Origin of the sequence: Pseudomonas sp. NPDC089547 (assembly GCF_050280665.1) — a bacterium.
GTDB lineage: Bacteria > Pseudomonadota > Gammaproteobacteria > Pseudomonadales > Pseudomonadaceae > Aquipseudomonas.
In genome coordinates this window covers 59,276-80,673 of the sequence record NZ_JBNNVS010000020.1, presented here as the reverse complement: position 1 = coordinate 80,673, position 21,398 = coordinate 59,276, and the positions used below count along the sequence as shown (strand labels likewise).

The 21,398-nt window shown below is 64.7% G+C and carries 15 protein-coding genes; 7 read left to right on the top strand and 8 right to left on the bottom strand.

The annotated features are described in order from the left end of the window. The first annotated feature begins 8 nt into the window (after positions 1-8). The 6 genes from pepN to ACQKPZ_RS15770 all read left to right on the top strand — a co-directional run bounded on the left by pepN (position 9) and on the right by ACQKPZ_RS15770 (position 8,164). Entirely contained in the window at positions 9-2,666 is a 2,658-nt protein-coding gene (gene pepN, locus ACQKPZ_RS15795) for an aminopeptidase N (RefSeq protein WP_427539673.1), read from the top strand. A gap of 238 nt (positions 2,667-2,904) precedes the next feature. After that, the gene (locus ACQKPZ_RS15790) at positions 2,905-3,933 is read left to right on the top strand and encodes a WD40/YVTN/BNR-like repeat-containing protein (RefSeq protein WP_427539670.1); all 1,029 of its coding nucleotides are present in this window, start codon (positions 2,905-2,907) and stop codon (positions 3,931-3,933) included. Between the two features lie 20 nt (positions 3,934-3,953). After that, on the top strand, positions 3,954-6,329 hold the full coding sequence (locus ACQKPZ_RS15785; RefSeq protein ID WP_427539667.1) for an efflux RND transporter permease subunit: 2,376 nt from the start codon (positions 3,954-3,956) through the stop codon (positions 6,327-6,329). Between the two features lie 146 nt (positions 6,330-6,475). Next, positions 6,476-6,766, top strand: coding sequence for a DUF5629 family protein (locus ACQKPZ_RS15780; protein ID WP_427539664.1), 291 nt, complete (start codon positions 6,476-6,478; stop codon positions 6,764-6,766). Next, a complete protein-coding gene (locus ACQKPZ_RS15775) occupies positions 6,732-7,862 on the top strand; it encodes a lactonase family protein (protein ID WP_427539661.1) in 1,131 nt (376 codons plus the stop codon). The genes ACQKPZ_RS15780 and ACQKPZ_RS15775 overlap by 35 nt, the downstream gene beginning before the upstream one ends. A gap of 122 nt (positions 7,863-7,984) precedes the next feature. Continuing rightward, a complete protein-coding gene (locus ACQKPZ_RS15770; protein ID WP_427539658.1) occupies positions 7,985-8,164 on the top strand; it encodes a hypothetical protein in 180 nt (59 codons plus the stop codon). 146 nt (positions 8,165-8,310) lie between these two features. Here ACQKPZ_RS15770 and ACQKPZ_RS15765 read toward each other — a convergent pair whose 3' ends face one another. Genes ACQKPZ_RS15765 through ACQKPZ_RS15755 form a run of 3 tightly spaced genes read right to left on the bottom strand, consistent with a single transcriptional unit; the run spans position 8,311 to position 13,780 of the window. Continuing rightward, on the bottom strand, positions 8,311-8,904 hold the full coding sequence (locus tag ACQKPZ_RS15765) for a glutathione S-transferase (RefSeq protein WP_427539655.1): 594 nt from the start codon (positions 8,902-8,904) through the stop codon (positions 8,311-8,313). Continuing rightward, on the bottom strand, positions 8,901-12,545 hold the full coding sequence (locus ACQKPZ_RS15760; protein WP_427539652.1) for an AAA family ATPase: 3,645 nt from the start codon (positions 12,543-12,545) through the stop codon (positions 8,901-8,903). Before ACQKPZ_RS15760 ends, ACQKPZ_RS15765 begins: the two co-directional genes overlap by 4 nt. Further along, positions 12,542-13,780, bottom strand: coding sequence for an exonuclease SbcCD subunit D C-terminal domain-containing protein (locus tag ACQKPZ_RS15755; protein WP_427539649.1), 1,239 nt, complete (start codon positions 13,778-13,780; stop codon positions 12,542-12,544). The genes ACQKPZ_RS15760 and ACQKPZ_RS15755 overlap by 4 nt, the downstream gene beginning before the upstream one ends. 359 nt (positions 13,781-14,139) lie before the next feature. On the opposite strand from ACQKPZ_RS15755, the gene ACQKPZ_RS15750 reads away from it, so the two are divergent. Further along, positions 14,140-14,586 (top strand): RHS repeat-associated core domain-containing protein, encoded by a 447-nt coding sequence (locus ACQKPZ_RS15750; protein WP_427539646.1) that lies wholly within the window; start codon positions 14,140-14,142, stop codon positions 14,584-14,586. A gap of 959 nt (positions 14,587-15,545) precedes the next feature. On the opposite strand, the gene ACQKPZ_RS15745 is transcribed toward ACQKPZ_RS15750, so the two are convergent. The 5 genes from ACQKPZ_RS15745 to ACQKPZ_RS15725 are packed head-to-tail and all read right to left on the bottom strand — an operon-like array spanning position 15,546 to position 21,396. Continuing rightward, on the bottom strand, positions 15,546-17,180 hold the full coding sequence (locus tag ACQKPZ_RS15745; protein WP_427539643.1) for a BatD family protein: 1,635 nt from the start codon (positions 17,178-17,180) through the stop codon (positions 15,546-15,548). Further along, positions 17,177-18,895, bottom strand: coding sequence for a tetratricopeptide repeat protein (locus ACQKPZ_RS15740; protein ID WP_427539640.1), 1,719 nt, complete (start codon positions 18,893-18,895; stop codon positions 17,177-17,179). The genes ACQKPZ_RS15745 and ACQKPZ_RS15740 overlap by 4 nt, the downstream gene beginning before the upstream one ends. Beyond that, complete coding sequence (locus ACQKPZ_RS15735) at positions 18,892-19,968, bottom strand: vWA domain-containing protein (protein ID WP_300023774.1); 1,077 nt, start codon at positions 19,966-19,968, stop codon at positions 18,892-18,894. Before ACQKPZ_RS15735 ends, ACQKPZ_RS15740 begins: the two co-directional genes overlap by 4 nt. Then, on the bottom strand, positions 19,961-20,455 hold the full coding sequence (locus ACQKPZ_RS15730) for a DUF4381 domain-containing protein (RefSeq protein WP_391134641.1): 495 nt from the start codon (positions 20,453-20,455) through the stop codon (positions 19,961-19,963). The genes ACQKPZ_RS15735 and ACQKPZ_RS15730 overlap by 8 nt, the downstream gene beginning before the upstream one ends. After that, the gene (locus tag ACQKPZ_RS15725; protein ID WP_403201282.1) at positions 20,452-21,396 is read right to left on the bottom strand and encodes a DUF58 domain-containing protein; all 945 of its coding nucleotides are present in this window, start codon (positions 21,394-21,396) and stop codon (positions 20,452-20,454) included. The genes ACQKPZ_RS15730 and ACQKPZ_RS15725 overlap by 4 nt, the downstream gene beginning before the upstream one ends. Positions 21,397-21,398 lie beyond the last annotated feature (2 nt).

Genomic DNA, 21,398 nt, shown 5'->3' with positions numbered 1-21,398 from the left:
ACCTGCACATGCGTACCGAACAACCGCAAGTGATCTACCTCAAGGATTACCAGGCGCCCGAGTACCTGATCGACGAGACGCACCTGACCTTCGAGCTGTTCGAGGACCACACCCTGGTTCACGCGCAACTGGTCATGCGCCGCAACCCGGCACGTGGTGCCGGGTTGCCGCCTCTGGTGCTCGATGGCCAGCAGCTGGAGCTGCTGCGTGCCTCGCTGGACGACCAGGAACTGCACGCGGCCGATTATCAGCTGGACGTCGACAGCCTGACCGTGCACCCCAAGGCCGAGCGCTTCACCCTCGACACCAGCGTAAAGATCCACCCCGAGAGCAACACCGCGCTGGAAGGCCTGTACAAGTCGGGCAAGATGTTCTGCACCCAGTGCGAGGCCGAGGGCTTCCGCAAGATCACCTATTACCTCGACCGCCCGGACGTGATGAGCACCTTCACCACCACGGTGATCGCCGAGCAGCATCGCTACCCGATCCTGTTGTCCAACGGCAACCCGATCGGCAGCGGGCCGGCCGAAGATGGCCGCCACTGGGCCACCTGGGAAGACCCGTTCATGAAACCGGCCTACCTGTTCGCGCTGGTGGCTGGTGACCTGTGGTGCGTCGAGGACAACTTCGTGCGCCAGTCCGGCCGGGACGTGACCCTGCGGATCTACGTCGAGCCCGAGAACATCGACAAGTGCGACCACGCCATGGTCAGCCTGAAGAAGTCCATGCGCTGGGATGAAGAAGTCTATGGCCGTGAGTACGACCTGGACATCTTCATGATTGTTGCGGTCAACGACTTCAACATGGGCGCCATGGAAAACAAGGGCCTGAACATCTTCAACTCCAGCTGTGTGCTGGCCCGTGCCGAAACTGCCACCGATGCCGCGCACCAGCGCGTCGAAGGCGTGGTCGCCCACGAGTACTTCCACAACTGGTCGGGCAACCGCGTCACCTGCCGTGACTGGTTCCAGCTGTCGCTCAAGGAAGGCTTCACGGTGTTCCGCGATGCCGAGTTCAGCGCCGACATGAACTCGCGCACGGTCAAGCGTATCGAAGACGTCGCCTACCTGCGTACCCACCAGTTCGCCGAAGACGCTGGCCCCATGGCCCATCCGGTGCGCCCGGACAGCTTCATCGAAATTTCCAACTTCTACACCCTGACCGTGTACGAGAAGGGCGCCGAAGTGGTGCGCATGGTCCGCACCCTGCTGGGTGACGAAGGCTTCCGCAAAGGCAGCGACTTGTACTTTGAACGCCACGATGGCCAGGCGGTGACCACCGACGACTTCATCAAGGCCATGGAAGACGCCAACGGCGTCGACTTCACCCAGTTCAAACGCTGGTACAGCCAGGCCGGCACCCCGCGCCTGGAGGTCAGCGAAGCCTATGACGCGGCTGCGCAGACCTACAGCCTGAGCTTCCGCCAGAGCTGCCCGCAAACCCCGGACAAGGCCGAAAAACTGCCGTTCGTGATCCCGGTGGAGCTTGGCCTGCTGGATGCCGCTGGCAACGACCTGCCGCTGCAACTGGCCGGCGAAGCCGCTGCCCAGGGTAGCAGCCGCGTGCTGTCGGTGACCGAGGCCGAGCAAACCTTCACCTTCCAGGGCATCGTGGCCAAGCCGCTGCCATCGCTGTTGCGTGGCTTCAGCGCCCCGGTGAAGCTGAGCTTCCCGTACGACCGCGACCAGTTGATGTTCCTGATGCAGCACGACAGCGATGGCTTCAACCGCTGGGAAGCGGGCCAGCAACTGTCGGTGCAGGTGTTGCAGGAACTGATTGGCCAACACCAGCGCGGCGAAGCGCTCAAGCTTGACCAGCGCCTGATCATCGCCCTGGGCACCGTGCTGGCCAATGAAGCGCTGGACCCGGCCATGGTGGCCGAGATGCTCTCGCTGCCGGGTGAGGCCTACCTCACCGAAATCAGCCAGGTGGCCGACGTGGATGCCATCCACGCCGCCCGTGAGTTCGCCCGCCAGCAGATCGCCGATCAGCTGTTCGATGCCCTGTGGGTGCGCTACCAGGCCAACCGTGAAGTGTCGCGCAGCACCGCCTACGTGGCCTCTGCCGAGCACTTTGCCCGCCGTAGCCTGCAAAACATTGCCCTGTCGTACCTGATGCAGAGCGGCAAGCCGCAGGTGCTGGAAGCGACCCTGGAGCAGTTCGAGCAGTGCGACAACATGACCGAGCGCCTGACCGCGCTGGCGGTGCTGGTCAACTCGCCGTTCGAAGCCGAGCGGGCCAAGGCGCTGGCAACCTTTGCCGAGCACTTCAAGGACAACCCGCTGGTCATGGACCAGTGGTTCAGCGTGCAGGCGGCCAGCGCGTTGCCGGGCGGGCTGGCGCGGGTCAAGGCGCTGATGCAGCACCCGGCGTTCACCCTGAAGAACCCGAACAAGGTGCGTGCACTGATTGGTGCCTTTGCCGGGCAGAACCTGGTCAACTTCCATGCAGCGGATGGTTCGGGGTATCGCTTCCTGGCGGACCTGGTGATCAAGCTGAATGCGCTGAACCCGCAGATTGCTTCGCGTCAATTGGCACCGCTGACCCGCTGGCGCAAGTATGATGACGCGCGCCAAGGCCTGATGAAGGGCGAGCTGGAGCGCATTCTGGCTTCGGGTGAGCTGTCCAGTGATGTGTATGAAGTGGTGAGCAAGAGCCTGGCTTGAGTTTTCTGTAGTCAGGGCTGGCCTCTTCGCGGGTAAACCCGCTCCCACAAGTACCTGTGGGAGCGGGTTTACCCGCGAAGCTTTTTGGGGCCGACAACAAAACATAACACCCCGCCCGTTGTAATCCCGCGAACATCCCCGCTACGATCCCCTCAAGCTATTGCAGGCCTCTAGATCAGGCTTTTCGCAGTGCCTGCAGTGCATTGACCCACCAAGAAGAACACAACAGGGGGCAGTCATGAGGGAACAGCTACAGGTGCCAGCCAGGCGTGGTGCCTGGCCATGGGCGGCCAGCGCAGTGCTGGCGCTGGCTTTGGGGGTGTGGGCCGACAGCGCCCAGGCCGCCGCCGCCGACGAATACTCCACCGAATCGGCCAAGGCCAGCCAAAGCCTGTTGATCGATGCCACCCATGCCGGCAAACGCCTGGTAGTGGTGGGCGATCGTGGCCATATCCTGTTCTCCGACGACCAGGGCAACACCTGGACCCAGGCCCGCGTGCCTACCCGGCAACTGCTCACCGCCGTGTTCTTCCTCGACGACAAGCGCGGCTGGGCCGTCGGCCATGACGCGCAGATCCTTACCAGCAGCGATGGCGGCGCGACCTGGAGCAAACAGTTCGAAGACCTCGCCCGCGAAGCCCCCTTGCTCGATATCGCCTTCCTCGACGCCCAGCACGGCTTTGCCGTGGGGGCCTACGGTGCCTTGCTGGAAACCACCGACGGCGGCCAGCACTGGCAGGACGTGGCCGAGCGCCTGGATAACCCCGACCAGCTTCACCTGAACGGCATCGCCCAGGTGCGCGATGCCGGCCTGTTCATCGTGGGCGAGCAGGGCGGCATGTTCCGCTCCGCTGACAACGGCCAGACCTGGGCCAAGGTTGAAGGCCCGTACGAGGGCTCGCTGTTTGGCGTGATTGGCACCGCCCAGCCGCACACTCTGCTGGCCTACGGCCTGCGCGGCAACCTGTTCCGTTCCACCGATTTTGGTGACAGCTGGCAGCCTGTCGCACTCAAGGCCGCACGAGGCAACCTCGAATTCGGCCTGGCAAGCGCTACGCTTCTCGATGATGGCACCGTGGTGCTGGTCGGCAACGGTGGCAGCGTGCTGCGCAGTGCCGATGGCGGCCAGACCTTCAGCGTGTACAACCGTTCCGACCGCATCGCCCTGGCGGGCGTCAGCGGCCTGGCCAACGGTGGCCTGCTGCTGGTAGGGCAGGGTGGCGTGCACCTGGCGGATGCCCAAGGCGCCGAGGGGGCAAGCCGATGACCAGCAGGGAGAGCATTACCATGCACCCGCACCACCAGGACAAGGCCACGCTGCTTGAACGCCTGATCTTCAACAACCGCCCCGTGGTCATCGCCCTGTGCGTGCTGGTGAGCATTTTCCTGTTCTGGCAGGCCACGCAGATCCGCCCGTCCACCAGCTTTGAAAAGATGATCCCGCTGCAGCACCCGTTCATCGAGCAGATGATGGAGCACCGCAACGACCTGGCCAACCTGGGCAACACCGTGCGCATCTCGGTGGAAGCGGTCAATGGCGACATCTTCGACAAGGACTACATGGAAACCCTGCGCCAGGTCCATGACGAGGTGTTCTACATCCCCGGCGTCGACCGTGCCGGGCTCAAGTCATTGTGGAGCCCCAGCGTGCGCTGGAGCGAAGTCACCGAAGAGGGCTTTTCCGGTGGCGAGGTGATACCCAATACCTACAACGGTTCGCAGGACAGCCTCGATACCCTGCGTGACAACGTGCTCAAGTCTGGCCAGGTGGGGCGGCTGGTGGGCAACAACTTCAAGTCCAGCATCGTCGACGTACCGCTGCTGGAGAGCTACCCCGACCCGCAAGACCCAGGCAAGCAGGTGAAGCTCGACTACCAGCAGTTCTCGCACCTGCTGGAAGAAAAGATCCGTGACAAGTTCCAGGCGCAGAACCCCAATGTGAAGGTGCATATCGTCGGCTTCGCCAAGAAAGTCGGCGACCTGATCGACGGCCTGGTGATGGTGGCAATGTTCTTCGGTGTCGCCCTGGCGATCACCTGGGTGCTGTTGTACTGGTTCACCTGGTGCATCCGCAGCACCATCGCCGTGCTCATCACCACCCTGGTGGCGGTGGTCTGGCAGCTGGGGCTGATGCATGCGGTGGGCTTTGGCCTGGACCCTTACTCGATGCTGGTGCCGTTCCTGATCTTTGCCATCGGCATTTCCCACGGGGTGCAGAAGATCAACGGCATCGCCTTGCAGTCCAGTGACGCCGACAACGCCCTCACGGCAGCACGACGCACGTTTCGCCAGCTGTTCCTGCCGGGGATGATCGCCATCCTCGCCGACGCGGTGGGCTTCATCACCCTGCTGATCATCGATATCGGGGTAATTCGCGAGCTGGCCATCGGCGCGTCCATCGGCGTGGCGGTGATCGTGTTCACCAACCTGATCCTGTTGCCGGTGGCCATTTCCTACGTTGGCATCAGCAAGAAGGCCATCGAGCGCAGCAAGAAGGACGCCACCCGCGAGCACCCGTTCTGGCGCCTGCTGTCGAACTTCGCCAGTGCCAAAGTGGCGCCGGTGTCCGTGGCCCTGGCGCTGGTCGCCTTTGCCGGCGGCCTGTGGTACAGCCAGAACCTGAAAATCGGCGACCTCGACCAGGGCGCACCAGAGCTGCGCCCCGACTCGCGCTACAACCAGGACAACAACTTCATCATCAGCAACTACTCCACCAGTTCCGACGTGCTGGTGATCATGGTCAAGACCCCGCCGGAGCAATGTTCGATCCACTCGACCATGGCACCGATCGACGAGCTGATGTGGACCATGCAGAACACCCCGGGCGTGCAGTCGGCGATTTCCCTGGTGACCGTGTCCAAGCAAGTGATCAAGGGCATGAACGAGGGCAGCCTGAAATGGGAAACCCTGTCGCGCAACCCGGACATCCTCAACAACTCGATTGCCCGTGCCGACGGCCTGTACAACGGCGATTGCTCGCTGGCGCCGGTATTGGTGTTCCTCAACGACCACAAGGCCGAAACCCTTGAACGGGTTACCGCCGTGGCCAAGGCGTTTGCCGACAGCCACAACAAGGAAGGCCTGCAATTCCTGCTGGCGGCGGGTAACGCGGGGATCGAGGCGGCGACCAACGAAGTGATCAAGTCGGCCGAGCTGACCATCCTGATCCTGGTGTACATCTGTGTGGCGGTGATGTGCCTGATCACCTTCCGCTCGTTTGCCGCCACGCTGTGCATCGTGCTGCCGCTGGTGCTGACCTCGGTGCTGGGCAACGCGCTGATGGCCTACATGGGCATCGGGGTGAAGGTGGCGACCCTGCCGGTGGTGGCGCTGGGGGTGGGCATTGGCGTGGATTACGGCATCTACATCTACAGCCGGCTGGAGAGCTTCCTGCGTGCCGGGTTGCCGTTGCAGGAAGCCTATTACCAGACCTTGCGCTCGACCGGTAAAGCGGTGCTGTTCACCGGCTTGTGCCTGGCCATTGGCGTGTGTACCTGGATCTTCTCGGCGATCAAGTTCCAGGCTGACATGGGGCTGATGCTGACCTTCATGCTGCTGTGGAACATGTTTGGCGCGTTGTGGCTGCTGCCGGCGCTGGCGCGGTTCCTGATCAAGCCGGAGAAGATGGTGGGCAAGGAAGGGGGCTCGATTTTCGCCCATTGACCGTAGGGGGCCGCGTTGCGGCCCATCGCGACACAAGGCCGCTCCTACAGGGATACGCGATCTCCTGTAGGAGCGGCCTTGTGTCGCGATGGGCTGCAAAGCAGCCCCAGGGCTATAATGCCAACTCATTTCTGATTGGTACCCCCATGTCCCCCCTAGCCACCGCCCTGCAGTCTTGCGACATGCTCCTGATCGACGGCCTGCACGCCTTCGACTTCACCGCCGACGACTCCGGCCTCACCGTCGAATGCATGGATGGCCGTCAGCTGCGCCGCTGGTCTTTCACCCCCGAGCAAGTCGCCGCGGCTATCGCCACCGGCGATGAATGGCAACTCGATGATGCCAACGGCGAGCATCGGCTAGTCTGTATGAGTGCCTTTCGCGCCCCGGATGAAGACCACGATGAACCGGACCTGGACGAGCCTGCTGACCGCTAGCCTGATGACCCTGACAATTCACGCCCACGCCGCCACCTTGCTGGTGGGCAGCTACACCGATGGCGCCAGCCAGGGCATCTACCGCTACCAGTTCGACGACAAGGCCGGCCGTATCGATCCCACGCCCCTGCAAGTGGTGAAGAGCGTCAGCCCTTCGTGGCTGGTGCTGTCAGCCGACCAGCGCCTGCTGTTCGCGGTCAATGAAACCCCGGGCGGCCACGCCAGCAGTTTCACGGTCAGCGCCAAGGGCGAAATCAAGCCGCTCAATCAAGTGGCCAGCAAAGGCGACGAGCCGACCCACGCCAGCCTTAGCCGCGACCAGCGTTTCCTGTTCGTGGCCAACTATGCGGTCAAGCCCGATCCGGGCGGCAACCTGGTGGTGATCCCGGTGGCAAGGGACGGCAAGCTCAAGCAAGTCGTGCAGCAACTGCAACACAAGCCAAGTGGCGTAAACCCTGAGCGCCAGGCCGGCGCCCATGTGCATTCGCTGGTGCTGTCGCCCAACGGCCAGCATCTCTACGCCAGCGATCTGGGTGCCGACAAAGTGTTCATCTACCGATACGACGGTGCGAGCCCGGACCAGCCATTGAGCCCGGCCATCCCGGCCTCGGTGGACCTGCCACCCGGCAGTGGACCCCGCCATCTGCTGTTCGACGCGAAGGGCAGGCATGCCTACCTGACGCTGGAAATGAGCGGTGAAGTGGCGATGTTCGACGTCAAGGACGATGCCCTGCTGGAGCGTCAGCGCCTGCCACTGACCGAACTGCAGGATGCGGCAGCCAAGGCTGCGGGCGGCCTGCACCTGTCGGCGGACGGGCGCTTCCTGTACGTCAGCAACCGTGGCACGGCCAATGAAATCGTGGTGTTTGGCGTGGGCAAGGACGACGGCCAGCTGACGTTCCTGCAGCGCCGTTCGGTGGAGGGTGATCATCCTCGGGAATTCGCCCTCGACCCGAGTGACAACTTCCTTCTGGTGGCCAACCAGAAGAGCAACCAGATTGTGGTCATGCGCCGCGATCCGCGCAGCGGCAAGCTGCTGGAGACAGTACAGACCCTGACTCAGGATGCCCCTTCGGACCTCAAGTTCATCGAGTGATATCGATCGGCGTGATAGTCGATACTGGTGCAATGAATTTTTGCGTTCGGCGTCGTCGGCGTAAGTTTGACCCAAGGCCCAAACGGGCCACCGTCAAACCACCGCCGTCGAGGTCAGCCCAGATGAACTTCAATCTCTTCCCGGTCATTGCTGCATCCGCCATTTCAGCTTCGGTTGTATTGCCGGCACATGCCCATGCCGATAGCAGCGGTAAGGCGTCCGCGACTCACAGCTACACCGAGCAGTACCTGCGCCAGAGTGCCAACTTCCATGCGGCCCTCAGCGGCAAGCACCACTCGTGAACCTGATTCGGTCCCGTGTAGGAGCGGCCTTGTGTCGCGATAGGGCCGCCGAGCGGCCCCGGCAATTTCGGCTGTAATGCAAAAAACTGGGGCCGCTGCGCGCCCCATCGCGACACAAGGCCGCTCCTACAAGGGATCGTGTGAACCTACTTGGCCATCACTGACCTGAACAGCTCCGAAGCCAGCCACCCCTCCAGCCAGCTCCGCACTCGCGGATAAGCCGCCTCGGCGAACCACTGCGGTTCGACCCCGGCAAACTGGCGCATCAGGGGCAGCAACGCGGCATCGGCAAGGCTTGGGTGATCGGCCAGCAGGTAAGCCCGGCCGTCAAGCAAACCTTCGAGCTCCGCCAGCCAGGCCTCGGCCTGCTGGCGGTAATGCTCGCGGGAATGCGCCGGGTAACGTTCGGCGTACTTGTACAGGTTCACCTGCGCCTTGAAGGTGCTGTCGTTGCGCGCAATCAACGCTTCAGCCTGCTGCGCCGCCGCCGGGTTTGCCAGCAGTTGCCAGTCCTGCGGGTCGCTTTGCGCCAGTGCCCAGCGCATGATGTCCAGGCTCTCTTCCAGCACGCCGGCACCGGTATCCAGCACCGGCACCGTGCCTTTGGGCGACAAGGCCAGCAGTTCTGCCGGCTTGTTCTTCATCGCCACCTCACAGATTTCCACCGCGCACCCGGCATAGCGCAGGGCCAGGCGTGCACGCATGGCCCAGGGGCAGCGGCGGAACGAGTACAGGATCACCCACACACCTCCACGTCACTCAGGCCATTGCCCTGGCGGCGGACCTGGATCTGTACCGGGATGCGCTCGTGCATTTCCTGCACGTGGGAGATAACCGCCACCTTGCGGCCTTGAGCCTGCAAGCCGTCGAGCGCGTCCATCGCCAATTGCAGCGATTCCGGGTCGAGGCTGCCGAAGCCTTCGTCGATGAACAACGACTCGATGCGCAGGGTGCTGGAGGCCATTGATGCCAGGCCCAGGGCCAGGGCCAGCGACACCAGGAAGGTTTCCCCGCCGGACAGCGAATGCACCGAGCGCAGTTCGTCGCCCATTTCGGTGTCGAGCACCAGCAGCCCCAGAGCACTGCCGCCGCGCTTGAGGCGGTAGCGGCGGGCCAGCTGGCGCAGCTGGGCATTAGCGTGGTGCAGCAGCAGGTCGAGGTTGTAACCCTGGGCGATCTTGCGGAATACATCCCCCGAGGCCGAACCGATCAGGGCATTCAGGCGCGCCCAGCGTTGCCACTGCTGGTGGGCCTGGACGATTTCGGCCGCCAGTGCCTGGTGAGCCTGCTGGCGACGCTGGTCGTCGGCCTGCTGTGCACGCAGTTCGGCACAGTGCTGCTCATGGCCGGCCAGGCGCTCACGCAGCTCAGCCAAGGCCTGCTCCAAGGCTTCGGCTGAAGCCTCCACGGTCATTTGCGCGGCATGTTGCTGCAAGCGTTGTTCGCGTTCGCGCAGCAGTACGCGGCCCTGTTCGATGGCTTTTTCGGCGCTTTGCAGGTGCTGGCGCAGTTCATTGACTTGCCCATCGTCCATCGCCAGCAGGCGGTCCAGGCCGGCGTCGTCCAGTTCGGGGTGCTCGCTGCGCCACTGGGCGATCTGCCCCTGCAACTGCTGGCACTCGGCGTCCAGTGCCTGTTGCTGCTGGGCGTTGGCCTTGAGCTCACCCGCCAATTGCACGCCCTGGGTACGCAGGTCTTGCAGGCGCTGGGCAGTGTCGGCGTCGAGGGCGCGGGCTTGTTCCAGCGCGGCGTCCATATGCTGTTGCCAGGCTTCGGCACTGACGTGCTCGCCGAGCAGTTCGGCGAGCGAAGCCTGGGCGTGCTGGCGCTGCTCATCAAGTGCGGCGAGTTTCTGCAGCAACTGCTGCCGGGTTTGCACGCGAGCCTGTTGCTGGTCGCGCAATTTGTCCAGCTGAGCCTGGCGGGCTTGCTGTTCTTCCAGTTCGTCCTTGCGCCGCTCCAGCTGTTGCACGCGCTGGGCAATCTGTTGGTCCAGGGCGAGGAAGGCGTTGGCCGGGTCGTCGTTCAGGGCCTTTACGGCGTCCTCGGGCAATACGCCAGCCAGGTCGTCCAGGCCTTGTTGCAGTTGTTGCTCGTCACTGGCCAGGGCCTGGTGTTGTTGTTCCAGGTGGCGTTGGGCCTGTTGCTGGGCTTCGTGCGCGGCTTGCAGTTGCTGGTTCAGGCGGGCTGCATCTTTTTGCAGGGCGAGCAGGGCGCTCTGGCGCTTCTCGTCCTGGCCGATTTCTTCGTCCAGGCGCCGCAGCTGGCTGTCGAGCCAGGCACTGCGGGCCTTGTCGTCCTGCGGGGCGAGGGCAGGCCACAGGCTGTGCGCCTGCACCTCGGCCACCAGCGGTTGCAGCTGTTCACCCAGTTGCGACTGTTGCTGCTGGTAATCCTTGAGCTGGGCGTTGACCACACCCAACTGGGTACGCAGTTCCACCAGCTTGCTGTTGAGCGTTTCGACTTGCGTCTGCGCGGCGTCTTCTTCGGCCTGATCATGGCGCCCCAGGCTTTGCAGCAGCGCTTCGGGTTGATGGAACGGATGCTCGGCGCTGCCGCACACCGGGCAGGGTTCGCCATCACGAAGCTGGCCGCGCAATTCTTCGACACTGGTATTGCGCGCCAGGCGCTGGCGCTCCAGCAGTTGGCGGGTCAGGTTCAGCGCCTGCTCGGCGGTTTCCAGCTCGGCCTTGGCGGCGGTACCCTCGGTAATCAGTTGCTGGCGCTGCTGCATGGCCTGCTGTTGCCGCTCGCGTACGGCATCCAGTTGCTGGCGCAACTCCATTTCCCGGCCATGCAGGCGCGACAGTTGTTCGAGGGCGCGTTGCTGCTTGCGGTTGTCCTGCAGCATGGCGCCCAGCAGCTCGACCTGTTCGGTCAGGGCTTGCGGTTCGGCCTTGGCTTCGCGGAACAACAGGTCGTAGGCGTCGCGTTCGGCCTGCAAGTGCGCGTTGGCCTGGCTGGCCTGGGCTTGCAGGCCGGGGAGTTCTTCACGGCCCTTGGCCAGGCGACCGCCCACCAGCATCACCTGCTTGAGCTGCGGCAGGTAGGCATGCCAGGCATCGGCCAGGCCTGCCAGGTGCTGGCTGTCGGCAAGCGCGGTGTCGATCTGTGCCAGTTGCTGCTGGCTGCGCTGCTGGTTGTCCTCCAGTTGCTGTAACTGTTGCTGGCCTTCGGCGACTTGCTGCTCTGCCTGTTCGCTGCTGCTGCGCTGCGCAGCCAGTTCCTGGTCCAGGCGGGCCAGGTTGTCCTGGGCGGCAAAGGCCTGGCGCAGGCGCGGGGCGTTTTCGCCGTGCCGGGCCTGGCGGTCGGCAAGCGCCTGGCGCGCGGTATCCAGCGCTTGTTCAAGCTGAAGGGTACACACTTGCAGCTCGGCTTGCTGCTGCTGTTGCTCAATGATCTTCGCGGCTACTGGCGCCAGTTGCGCGGTCAGTGCCTGCTGGCGGTGGAACTGGTGGCGCTGCGGGGCCAGACGCTCCAGGCGCACGAGGTCCAGGCGGGGCTCGGCCAGCTGCTGCCAGGCCTGCTCGGCGGCTTGCAGTGCGTTGCCGGCTTCGGCGTGCTGGGCCTGCAACTGGTGTTGCTCATTCAGCCAGTTGCGTTGCTGTTCGAGTTGCCGCTCGCCGGCCTGGTCGGCCTTGAACTGCTGTTGCGCCTGCTCCAGGCGCTGGTCGAGTTCGGCGCGGGCTTCGTCGGCCATCGGCAGCAGGTGGCTGGCGCGGTCCTTAAGGGCAGTGTGGGCCTCGCCGGCCTCACGGGCCTTGCTGAAGGCGCGCTGGCCCAGGCGGGTATAGATGGCCGTGTTGGTGAGCTTTTCGAGCAGCTCGCTACGCTCTTTGTCGTCGGCTTTCAAAAACGCGCCGAACTCACTCTGGGCCAGCATCACAGCGCGGGTGAACTGCTCGAAGTTCAAGCCCAGGCGGGCCTCGACCAGTTGCTTGTATTCGTTTTTGCCGCTGCCCAGCACCTGTTCGCTGTCCAGGTCGTAGAAGCTCTGGCGGCTGTGTTGCAGCTTGCCGTTGGCCTTGTCGCGGGCGCGGTTGGCTTCCCAGCGGGCGCGGTAGCGGCGGCCATCGATGCCGATGAAATCGACCTCGGCAAAGCCGCTGCCGGTGCCACGGCGCAACAGGTTGCGCGGGTCGGAGGTGGGGATTTCGCCGTCGGCGTCCGGCACCTTGGCTTCGCGGCCAATGTCGTTCAGCCGCGGTACGGTGCCGAACAACGCCAGGCACAGGGCATCGAGCAGGGTGCTCTTGCCGGCCCCCGTAGGGCCGGTAATGGCGAACAGGCCGGCACTGGCCAAAGGCTCGGCAGTGAAGTCGATGTCGACCGGGCCGGCCAGCGATGCCAGGTTCTTCAGGCGAATGGCGAGAATCTTCATGGCTGCTCCTCTTCCTGCTGCACGTCCTGCAACAGCAGGGCAAAGTCAGCCAGCGCCTGCTCGTCGGCGGGGTTGCCGTAGGCCTGTTCCCAGGCACGGCTGAACAGGTCCTGCGGGGTCATCCGTGCCAGTTCGACAAAGGCCAGGTCATCGTCCTCGGCGTTGGTACGGCCGGCGTATTCGGCGCTGATGCGGATCAGCCGCACGGCCTTGCCTTCCAGCGCGGTCTCGATCTGCTGGCGCAAGTCGGGTTGCGGCTCGTCCAGTATCACCCGCACCTCCAGCCAGGGCTGGCGGTTGGGGTCTTCGAGCAGGTCGATCACTGGCAGGTCAGCCAGTTGCTGCAACAATTCGCCCAGCGGTGCCGGGCCGACCCGTTGCAAGGCCACCGCGCGCGGTACCGGGCGCGGTTCGACGCTGACCAGGCCGCTGCCGTCCAGCTCCACTTCCAGCACCTGGTGCGGGTAGTTGATTTCGGCAAACGACAGCGGGATCGGAGAGCCGCTGTAGCGGATGCGTTCTTCGCGGTTGACCTTCTGCGGTTTGTGCAGGTGGCCGAGGGCAACGTAGCTGATGGCTTTGTCGAACAGCTTGGCCGGCAGGGCCTCGGCGTTACCGATGATCAGGCTGCGCTCGGAGTCTTCCGACACCGCGCCACCGGCCATATGAGCGTGGCTGATGGCGATCAGCGCCTGGTCTTTCTTGCGCTTCTTTTGCGCCGCGGCGATCAGTTGCTGGTGCACCTGGGTGATGCCTTGCAGGTAGTCGTCACCCAGCTGCGGGCCGGTGACCTCGGCCGGGCGCAGGAAGGGCAGGGCCAGGCACCAGGCGGCGACCTTGCCACGGCCGTTGGTGAGCGGGATCAGCAGGCGTTCGGCATCCAGCTGGCCATCGTCCAGCCAGTGCACACGGCCCAGCGCATGGGTACGCAGGCGGCGCATCAAGGCAGCAGGCAGCTCAATGCGGGAACCGGAGTCGTGGTTACCGGCGATCATCACGATGTCCAGCTTGGGCTGCTGCTCGTGGGCCTGGACGATGAAGTCGTAGAGGCGTTCCTGGGCTTTGACCGGCGGGTTGACCGTGTCGAAGATATCGCCCGCGATCAGCAGCGCATCGGGCTGGCGCAGGCGCAGCTGGCCGAGCAGCCAGTCGAGGAAGCAGGCGTGTTCGAAGTCGCGTTCCTGGCCGTGCAGGCTTTGGCCCAGGTGCCAGTCGGAGGTATGAAACAGACGCATGGATGACCTGTGGATGTCGAGTCGGGCGAGCGGGGAAAGGGCAGTATGGTAACCCAAGCGTAGGGCCGCTGTGCGGCCCAATCGCCGGCAGCCAGCGCCAACAGGTACAGCGCGATGCTCAAGGTATGTGCTGTACCTGTGGGAGCGGCCTTGTGTCGCGAAAGGGCCGCAAAGCGGCCCCGACGATTTGGCGGTGATGTGAAGATCCTGGGGGCGCTACGCACCCCGATCGCGACACAAGGCCGCTCCCACAAGGACCGCGCTCGCCTGGCATTTTTGTCAGTTGCCTCGCCGTTGATTGCGGCTGAAAAATTGTGTTCGAGCAAACTACAACTGGCTCACTTGCATGAGGCTAGGCGATGGCAACCTTGGCAGAGGTCTATACAGCATACGGGTACTCCAAGCGGCCATTGAAAAGCACGGTGCTCGGTTTCAATGGTGAACGGCTGGCCGTTGAGTTGGCGAGTTACCAGTTGGGCAACGGGTATCGTGCATTCAGCCCGGCTCTGATGCGCTTTCTGTCGGCGGACAGCTTCAGCCCGTTTGGTGAGGGTGGGTTGAACAGCTACGCCTATTGTTCCAATGATCCTGTTAATCGGCAGGATCCAAGTGGGCATGGGTTCGAGAGAAATGCTCTTTCACGGCGACCCGTGCGGATCAAGCCAGTCTCCGTGAAGAAAGCTCAGCAGCTAACTACAGATCAGTTGGTTAAACGGTACAACACACTGGGTTTGCAAATGGTCGACAGTATGATTTCGAAGTCCAAGAGAACGCATTACGCGTTGCACGAGCAACAAATGCACTGATCAGTGAGTTGGCATCCAGGCAGGATAAAAGGAGCCCCAAACCTCTGCTGAGTGATCCACAAGGTAATGCATCCAATGCAACGCCAATGATTGACGCGCTTCTGAATCCGAACGATCCCTTCCCGCCCAAGCTAGGGCCAACCGAGGCAGTCGCAGAGCAGCCCGCTCAGTCGGCTGCACGGCTGCGTAAAGAAGAATGGTTTTAAGCACGATCCTCAAGGGTTTGCGGTTCAGTTCATCGTGGGCGCGGCCTTGCCGGGCCGGTCGCAGAGGGCCGCAACGCGGCCCGGCGATTTTGCGGTGATGCGAAGACCCTGGGGGCGCTTCGCACCCCGATCGCGACACAAGGCCGCTCCTACAAAGGCTGCAATCAGCGCAGGGTGATTTCCCCGGTCTGCCGGTGTAGCAGCAACTCGGCCAGCGCTCTGGTCATCTGCACGTGATGCACTGCGTTGACCAGCATGTTGATACCGGGTTCACCGGCATTGGCGCAGATGTATTCGTCCAGCGAGTCTTCGATGATCTTACAGGTGAAGGAGGTGTTGGTTGCTGGGGCGGTAGGGCGGGGGATTGGGTGAGGGCTGCCAGGGGGGCGTCATCACATTTGCAGCGCCTGTGAGATCGAGCGCCGCCCGCGCGGCGCATCGCGAGCAAGCTCGCTCCTACATTCGTTTCGGGCCAATCTCTCCTGTGCCTGGCGCGCGCGACCGCCTTGTTTTTACAACGCGACATCGAGGCATGCGCCAAGGCGTTCGCGCGCATATGCCACAGGCATAACTGGCCCGAAACAAATGTAGGAGCGAGCTTGCTCGCGATGCGCCGCGCGGGCGGCGCTCGATCTCACAGGCGCTGAAATTGTTGTGGCGAACACCTGGCAGCCCTGACGCGACCTGATGGCTGGCACCGGCCGCGCCGGTATTCACGGGTTCACCCGCGAAGAGGCCAGCCCAGGCAACACATCACTTGGGATAAAGCGGCGGCAACCCGCCATTCTCCCCAGCCGGCAACAATACCTGTTCAGCTGGCGGAATCGTGCCAATCGCGCGCCACAATTCCTCACCTTGCCAATACTGGCCGCTCTCGCTGTACAACGCCCCGTTCAACCCATCCAGCGCATCCGACAGCGGCACGAACCGGGCTGCCATTTCGGCCAGGGTTTCTGGCTGCTGCCGGGCCCAGGCGTCCAGCGCCTGGCGCGTTGCCTGGGGGTCGTTGGCCTGGCAGGCACGCTTGAGGTCGTCCAGCAAGGTACGCGGGCTAGGCCCGTTCTGCGCGGCACGTAGCACAGCCGGTTGCGAGCGGGCTCGCCACCACAGGACGAAACCCAGCACGGTTGTGAGGGCGAACACCAGGGTAGCCAACTGCCAGGGCCACAGCAGGGTGCTGGCGCTGCTGTTGTCACCGACCGGGGTATCGGCGCTCAGCGCCGGGTTGTCTTGCACGTTCAGCGTGCGTGCCGGCAGGCTGGTGTGCTCCAGATGGTCTTCGCGGGTATTCCACCAGGCCACTTCCAGCGCTGGCAGGGCCAGTGTGCCGCTGTGGGTCGGCACCAATGCCTCGCGTTCTTCGCGGTTGGCGGTCATGCCGCGGTCGCCGATTTCGTTACGCAGCAGCGGCTGGTCAGGGTAACGGCGCAGGCCGATGATCTCGGTGGCCGGCAGCGGCGGCAGCTGGGTGCTGGACAAGCCTTCGGCGCGCAAGGTGATGTTGCGCGTCAGCGAGTCGCCAATCTGCACTTGCTGGCTGCCCGGGTCGGGGTTCCAGTGCTCTTCGAGGGTCAGGCTGCGGGCTGGCAACCACGGCACACCTGCGGGCCAGGCTGCGGGAATCGGCCGCACGGTCAGGCGCAAGGGCAGCGAACTGACCTGCACCTGGCGGCCTGCGCGGGCCGTGCCGTTGGCCTGCGCGTTTTCGTCGCTGTTGGCGGCGGCCGTGGCAGTGAAGGTCAGTGGCGGAATGTCGAGGGTGCCGCTTTGCTGGGCGTACACGGCATAGCGGGTTTCGATCACGCCATGGCGTACGCCGTTGATTTCCTTTTCATAGGTGCGCGATTCGCCCAGCGGTTCGACCTTGGCATTCTCCAGTTGCAGTGGGCTGAGGTTGCTGTCGTCGTACAGCGCCACCGAGTGGTAGATGCGCAGGGTCAGCACGGCCTGGGCCTGGACGTAGACGTCGCTGCTGTCGAGGGCCGCTTCGATGAACACCTGGGAGGCGCTGTCCTGGCGGCTGGCATCGGCCTGCAGCACCTGCAGCTCGATGGCCTGGCTGTGCGATTGGCCCAGTTGCAGCTCGGGAATGCGCAGGCTGCCGCTGCGCCGTGGCAGCAGGGTGATGATCCAGCGGGTGCTGGCGCGGGTTTCGCCGTCCAGGGTGTGCAGGCTGTTGAGCTGGCGGGTGCCGCGTACCTCGAAGTCGCCTTCCAGGGCGCGCAGGTCCGGCTTGCCGAACTGGGTCACGTCCTGGCTTTCCAGGGTCAGCTCCAGGCTTTCGCCGGCTTCCAGGCGGGTACGGTCGACGCTGGCTTGCAGCAGCGGTTCGGCCTGGGCCAGCACGGCCCACAGCAGGGTGAGAAGCAAGACGCCGAAGCGACTCATCGTGGGGTTTCCTGATGCAATTGCTGTTCATACCAGAATTTGCGCCGCAGCAGCTCCGCCGGGTTGTCGGGGATCTCCCGCAGCCATTGTTCCAGGGCTTGGCGCTGTTCGGCATCGAGATTGGTCGATACCGGGCGCTGCGGCGGCTGTATCACGCTGTCATCGGCGCCCGCCTGGTTTCCGGGCGCTGCCTGGCTGTTGTTGCTGCCTTCGCCGGGTTGTTCGGCGCTGGCTTGCTCGTCGTTGCCGGCTGTGCCCTGGGCCGGGCTGCTGGCCGAGCTGCTGTTGCCCTCGGTTTCGCTGCCGGGTGTGCCTTGGGCATCGCTGCTGGCCGGTTGCTCTTCGGCTTTGGCCTCACGCTGTTGCAGCAGTTGCTGCACCAGCGCCTGGTTGTCCAGCGCCGCTTGCAGGTCGGGCTGGCGCTCCAGGGCTTGCTCGTAGGCGTCCAGGGCGGCCTCCAGTTCGCCGCTGCGGGCCAGGGCATTGCCTCGATTGTAGTGGGCTGCGGCCGTGTCGCCTTGGGAAAACGCCTCGGCGGCGCCGGCATAGTCGCCCGCCTGGTACAGGGCCATGCCACGCCACTGTGGGTCCTGGAAGTGGCGTGCGGCGCTGGCCGGGCGGTTCTGTTCCAGCAGGCGCTGGCCTTGCTGGTCGGGGCGCAGCCACAGGTCGTTGAACTCGAAGGCCTGGCTGGGTTGTGGCAGGGCCAGCAGCAGCGGTAGGCAGAACAGCCAGCCACGCCGGCCCGCGCAGGCGGCCAGCAGCAACAGCGGTATCAGCAGCCAGTAACCCTGGTCGGCCCAGCTGTCCAGTTGCAGGGTCTGGCCGTCATTGCGCGCAGTGCGCGGGTTATCGAACAGGCCCAGGCCCCGCAGGTCGAGGTCGTCGACGCGGGCATGCCGGTAGCGCCCGCCGGTGCCGCTGATAAAGCCCTTGAGGCCGGCGCTGTCCAGGCGCGGCAGCAGGATACCGCCTTGGTCATCCTTGAGGTATTCGCCATTGGCCTGGCGCACCGGGGCGCCTTCGCGGCTGCCGATGCCCAGCATCAACAGGCTGGGGCCCTGGCGGCCGAGGGCCTGGCTGATACCTTGGCGCTCCGGGGCACTGAGCGATGAGCCGATCAGTAGCAAACGGCCTTGGCCCAGACCGCTCTGGGCCAGCAGCGCCAGGCCCTTTTGCACGGCCAGGTCGGCGCGTTGGCCGGCTTGCGGCATGATCGACGGGTCGATGGCCTCCAGCAGGTTGCGGGTGGTGGCCAGGTCATCGGACAGCGGCACCAGCGTGTGCGCCGAGCCGGCATACACCACCAGTGCCGTCTGGCTGTCGCGCCGGTGTTCAAGCAGGTCGAGGATTTTGCGCCGGGCCTGTTCCAGGCGGTTCGGCGGGCTGTCCTCGGCCAGCATTTGCGGGGTCAGCTCCAGCAGGATCACCAGTGGGTCGGCCGGCCGTTGGCGGTTTTCTTCAACGCGCTGCCAGCTGGGGCCGAGCAGGGCCAGGATTACCAGCGCCCAGGCCAGCCCCAGCGCCACCCATGGCAGCTTGCTGGTGCTACCGTTGCCGCCGCCCAGCAATACGCCATGGAACGCCGGCGGCAGAATCATCTGCCAGCGCCCGGCGCGCTTGCGCCGGTGCCACAGCTTGTACAGCAGCCAGCCAAGCAGGGGCACGGCCAGCAGCCAGAGCGGGCGTAGCCATTGGGGCCACAGTTCGATCATCGCCGCCTCCTCAGGCGCAAGCGCTTCAGGCGTTGGCGCCATTCCGGGTGCGGCTGCAGGAAGCGCGGTTTGCGCAGCAGGCGTTGCAGCAGGTTGTCGGGCCATTGCACGGCCACCACCAGCAGCACACTGAGCAGCAGCGCCAGGGCCAACGGCCACGCGTACAGGGCCTGGGCCGTTCGTGCCTGGGTGGGTTGCTGAGCGACCGGTTCGAGCTGGTCGAGGGTGTCGCCGATGGCGTCCAGTTCGGCGCCGTCGTGGGCACGGAAATAGGCACCATGGCTAATATCGGCGATTTCCTTCAGCGAGGCTTCGTCCAGGTCCAGGCTGGGGTTGAGCCCGAGCAGGCCGGGGGTGCCACTGGCCTCCGGGTTGGCGCCGATGCCGATGGTATAGATGCGCACGCCTTCCTGGGCTGCCAGGCGGGCGGCGGTCAGTGGGTGGATTTGCCCGCCGTTGTTGGCACCGTCAGTAATCAGTACCAGCACCCGGCTTTGTGCTGGCCGCTGGCGCAGGCGTTTGACTGCCAGGCCAATGGCGTCGCCGATGGCGGTGTTTTTCCCGGCGATGCCGATTTGTGCTTCGTCGAGGAAGGTGCGCACGGTGCGTCGGTCGAAGGTGAGCGGGGCTTGCAGATAGGCCTGGCTGCCGAACAGGATCAGGCCCACGCGGTCGCCTTCACGGTCTTGCAGGAAGTCACCCATCAGCGCCTTGACCAGGTCGAGGCGGCTGATGTCTTCGTTTTTCCACTGCATGTCGGGGAAATCCATCGACCCGGACACGTCCACCGCCACCAGCAGGTCACGGCCGCTGGCGGCCACCGGCACCGGTTCGCCCAGCCATTGCGGGCGAGCGGCGGCGCACAGCAGCAACAGCCAGATGACCACGAACGGCGCCTGCTGGCGCCAGGTGGGCAGGTTGAGCCGTGCGCGGCGCCCGGCCAGGCCTTCCAGTTCGTTGAGGAAGCCTACCTTGAGCACCGGCTCGCCGCTGTCGGCGGCCGGCAGTAGCAGGCGCGCCAGCCACGGCAGCGGCAACAGCGCGAAAACCCACGGCCAGGCCAGTTCAAACATGCTTGCGGATCCAGGTTTCGACGGCTTGGCTGAGCCCGACAATGGCTTTGTCGTCGAGCTTGCACTCGGGTTTGTAGGCACCCTCGACCAGCACCATCCAGCGGGTGAGGCCGGCGGCGGGGCAGCGGTTATCGAGAAACGCCAGCCACTGACGGCCGTTCAGGGTGTGGCTGTTGGCGCCCGGATAATGGCTGCGGCACAGCCGCTTGAGCAGTGCGTTTATCTGCTGCAACCAGGCACCTGCCGGGGCGCCGTCGTAAGGGCGTGGCAGCAGGGCCAGTTCGGCCAGGGCGGCCACGCGCACCGGGTCGAGCGGTTGCTCGGCACGCACGATGCGGCGTTTGCCCGGGCGCCAGCGGCGCAGGCGCCACAGGCCCCAGCCCAGCAGTGGCAGCAAGGCCAGCAACAGCCACCAGCCGGGTGCAGGTGGCCATAGGCCGACAGGCGCCGGTTCGATCAGCGGATGCAGCTGGTCGAGCGGGTTCATGACGCGTTCCTTGGGCGCTGGGCGTTCAGGTATTCGCGCAGTTGTTCGATCATGTCGCTTTGCGTGCTGAGCGGCATCAGCACTACGCGCAGTTTCTGTGCCATCAGCTCCCAGCGCTCGATGCGTGCCTCGGCCTGCTGGCGGTAGGCCTGGCGCAGGTTGGCGTCCAGCGTATCGAGCTCCAACTGGGCGCTGCGCTGGGCAAAGCGTAACAGCCCGGCGGCGGGCAGGGCGTGGTCGAGCGGGTCGGACACCGGCAACAGCAACAGGTCGCAGTGGCGCGAGAGCATGGCCAGGTGCTGTTCGCACTGCGCGGTCAGCGAGCGCTCGTCACAGATGACGATGGCCAGACTGCCCGGGCGCAGCACTTCCCGCGCCCGGCGCAGCGCCAGGCCAAGGCTGTCGGCCTGGGGCACGGCTTCGGTGTGCAGCGACTGGTTGACCTTGGCCAGGCGGTTGAGCAGTTGCAGCAGGCTTTGCTTGCTGCGCCGGGGCTTGATTTCGTGCGGGTCGTTGTCGCCGAACACCAGCCCGCCGATGCGGTCGTTGTGGCCCAGCGCAGCCCAACCGAACAGGGCCGCGGCCTGGGCTGCCAGCACCGACTTGAACATCAGCCCGGAACCGAAAAACAGCCGCTGGCTTTGCTCGACAAGAATGAAGATGGGCCTTTCGCGTTCTTCGTGGAACAGCTTGGTGTGTGGTTCCTGGGTGCGTGCGGTGACGCGCCAGTCGATGTTGCGCACATCGTCGCCGGCCTGGTACACGCGCACCTGGTCGAAGTCCACCCCACGCCCACGCAGCTTGGAGTGGTGCAGGCCCACCAGCGGGCTGCGCTGGCCGGGCTTGGAGAACAGCTGGATTTCGCGCACGCGGTGGCGCATGTCGATCAGCTCGGCGAGGCCGATGCGGATGCCAGGTTCGGCCAGCTGCGTGGTGGGCATGG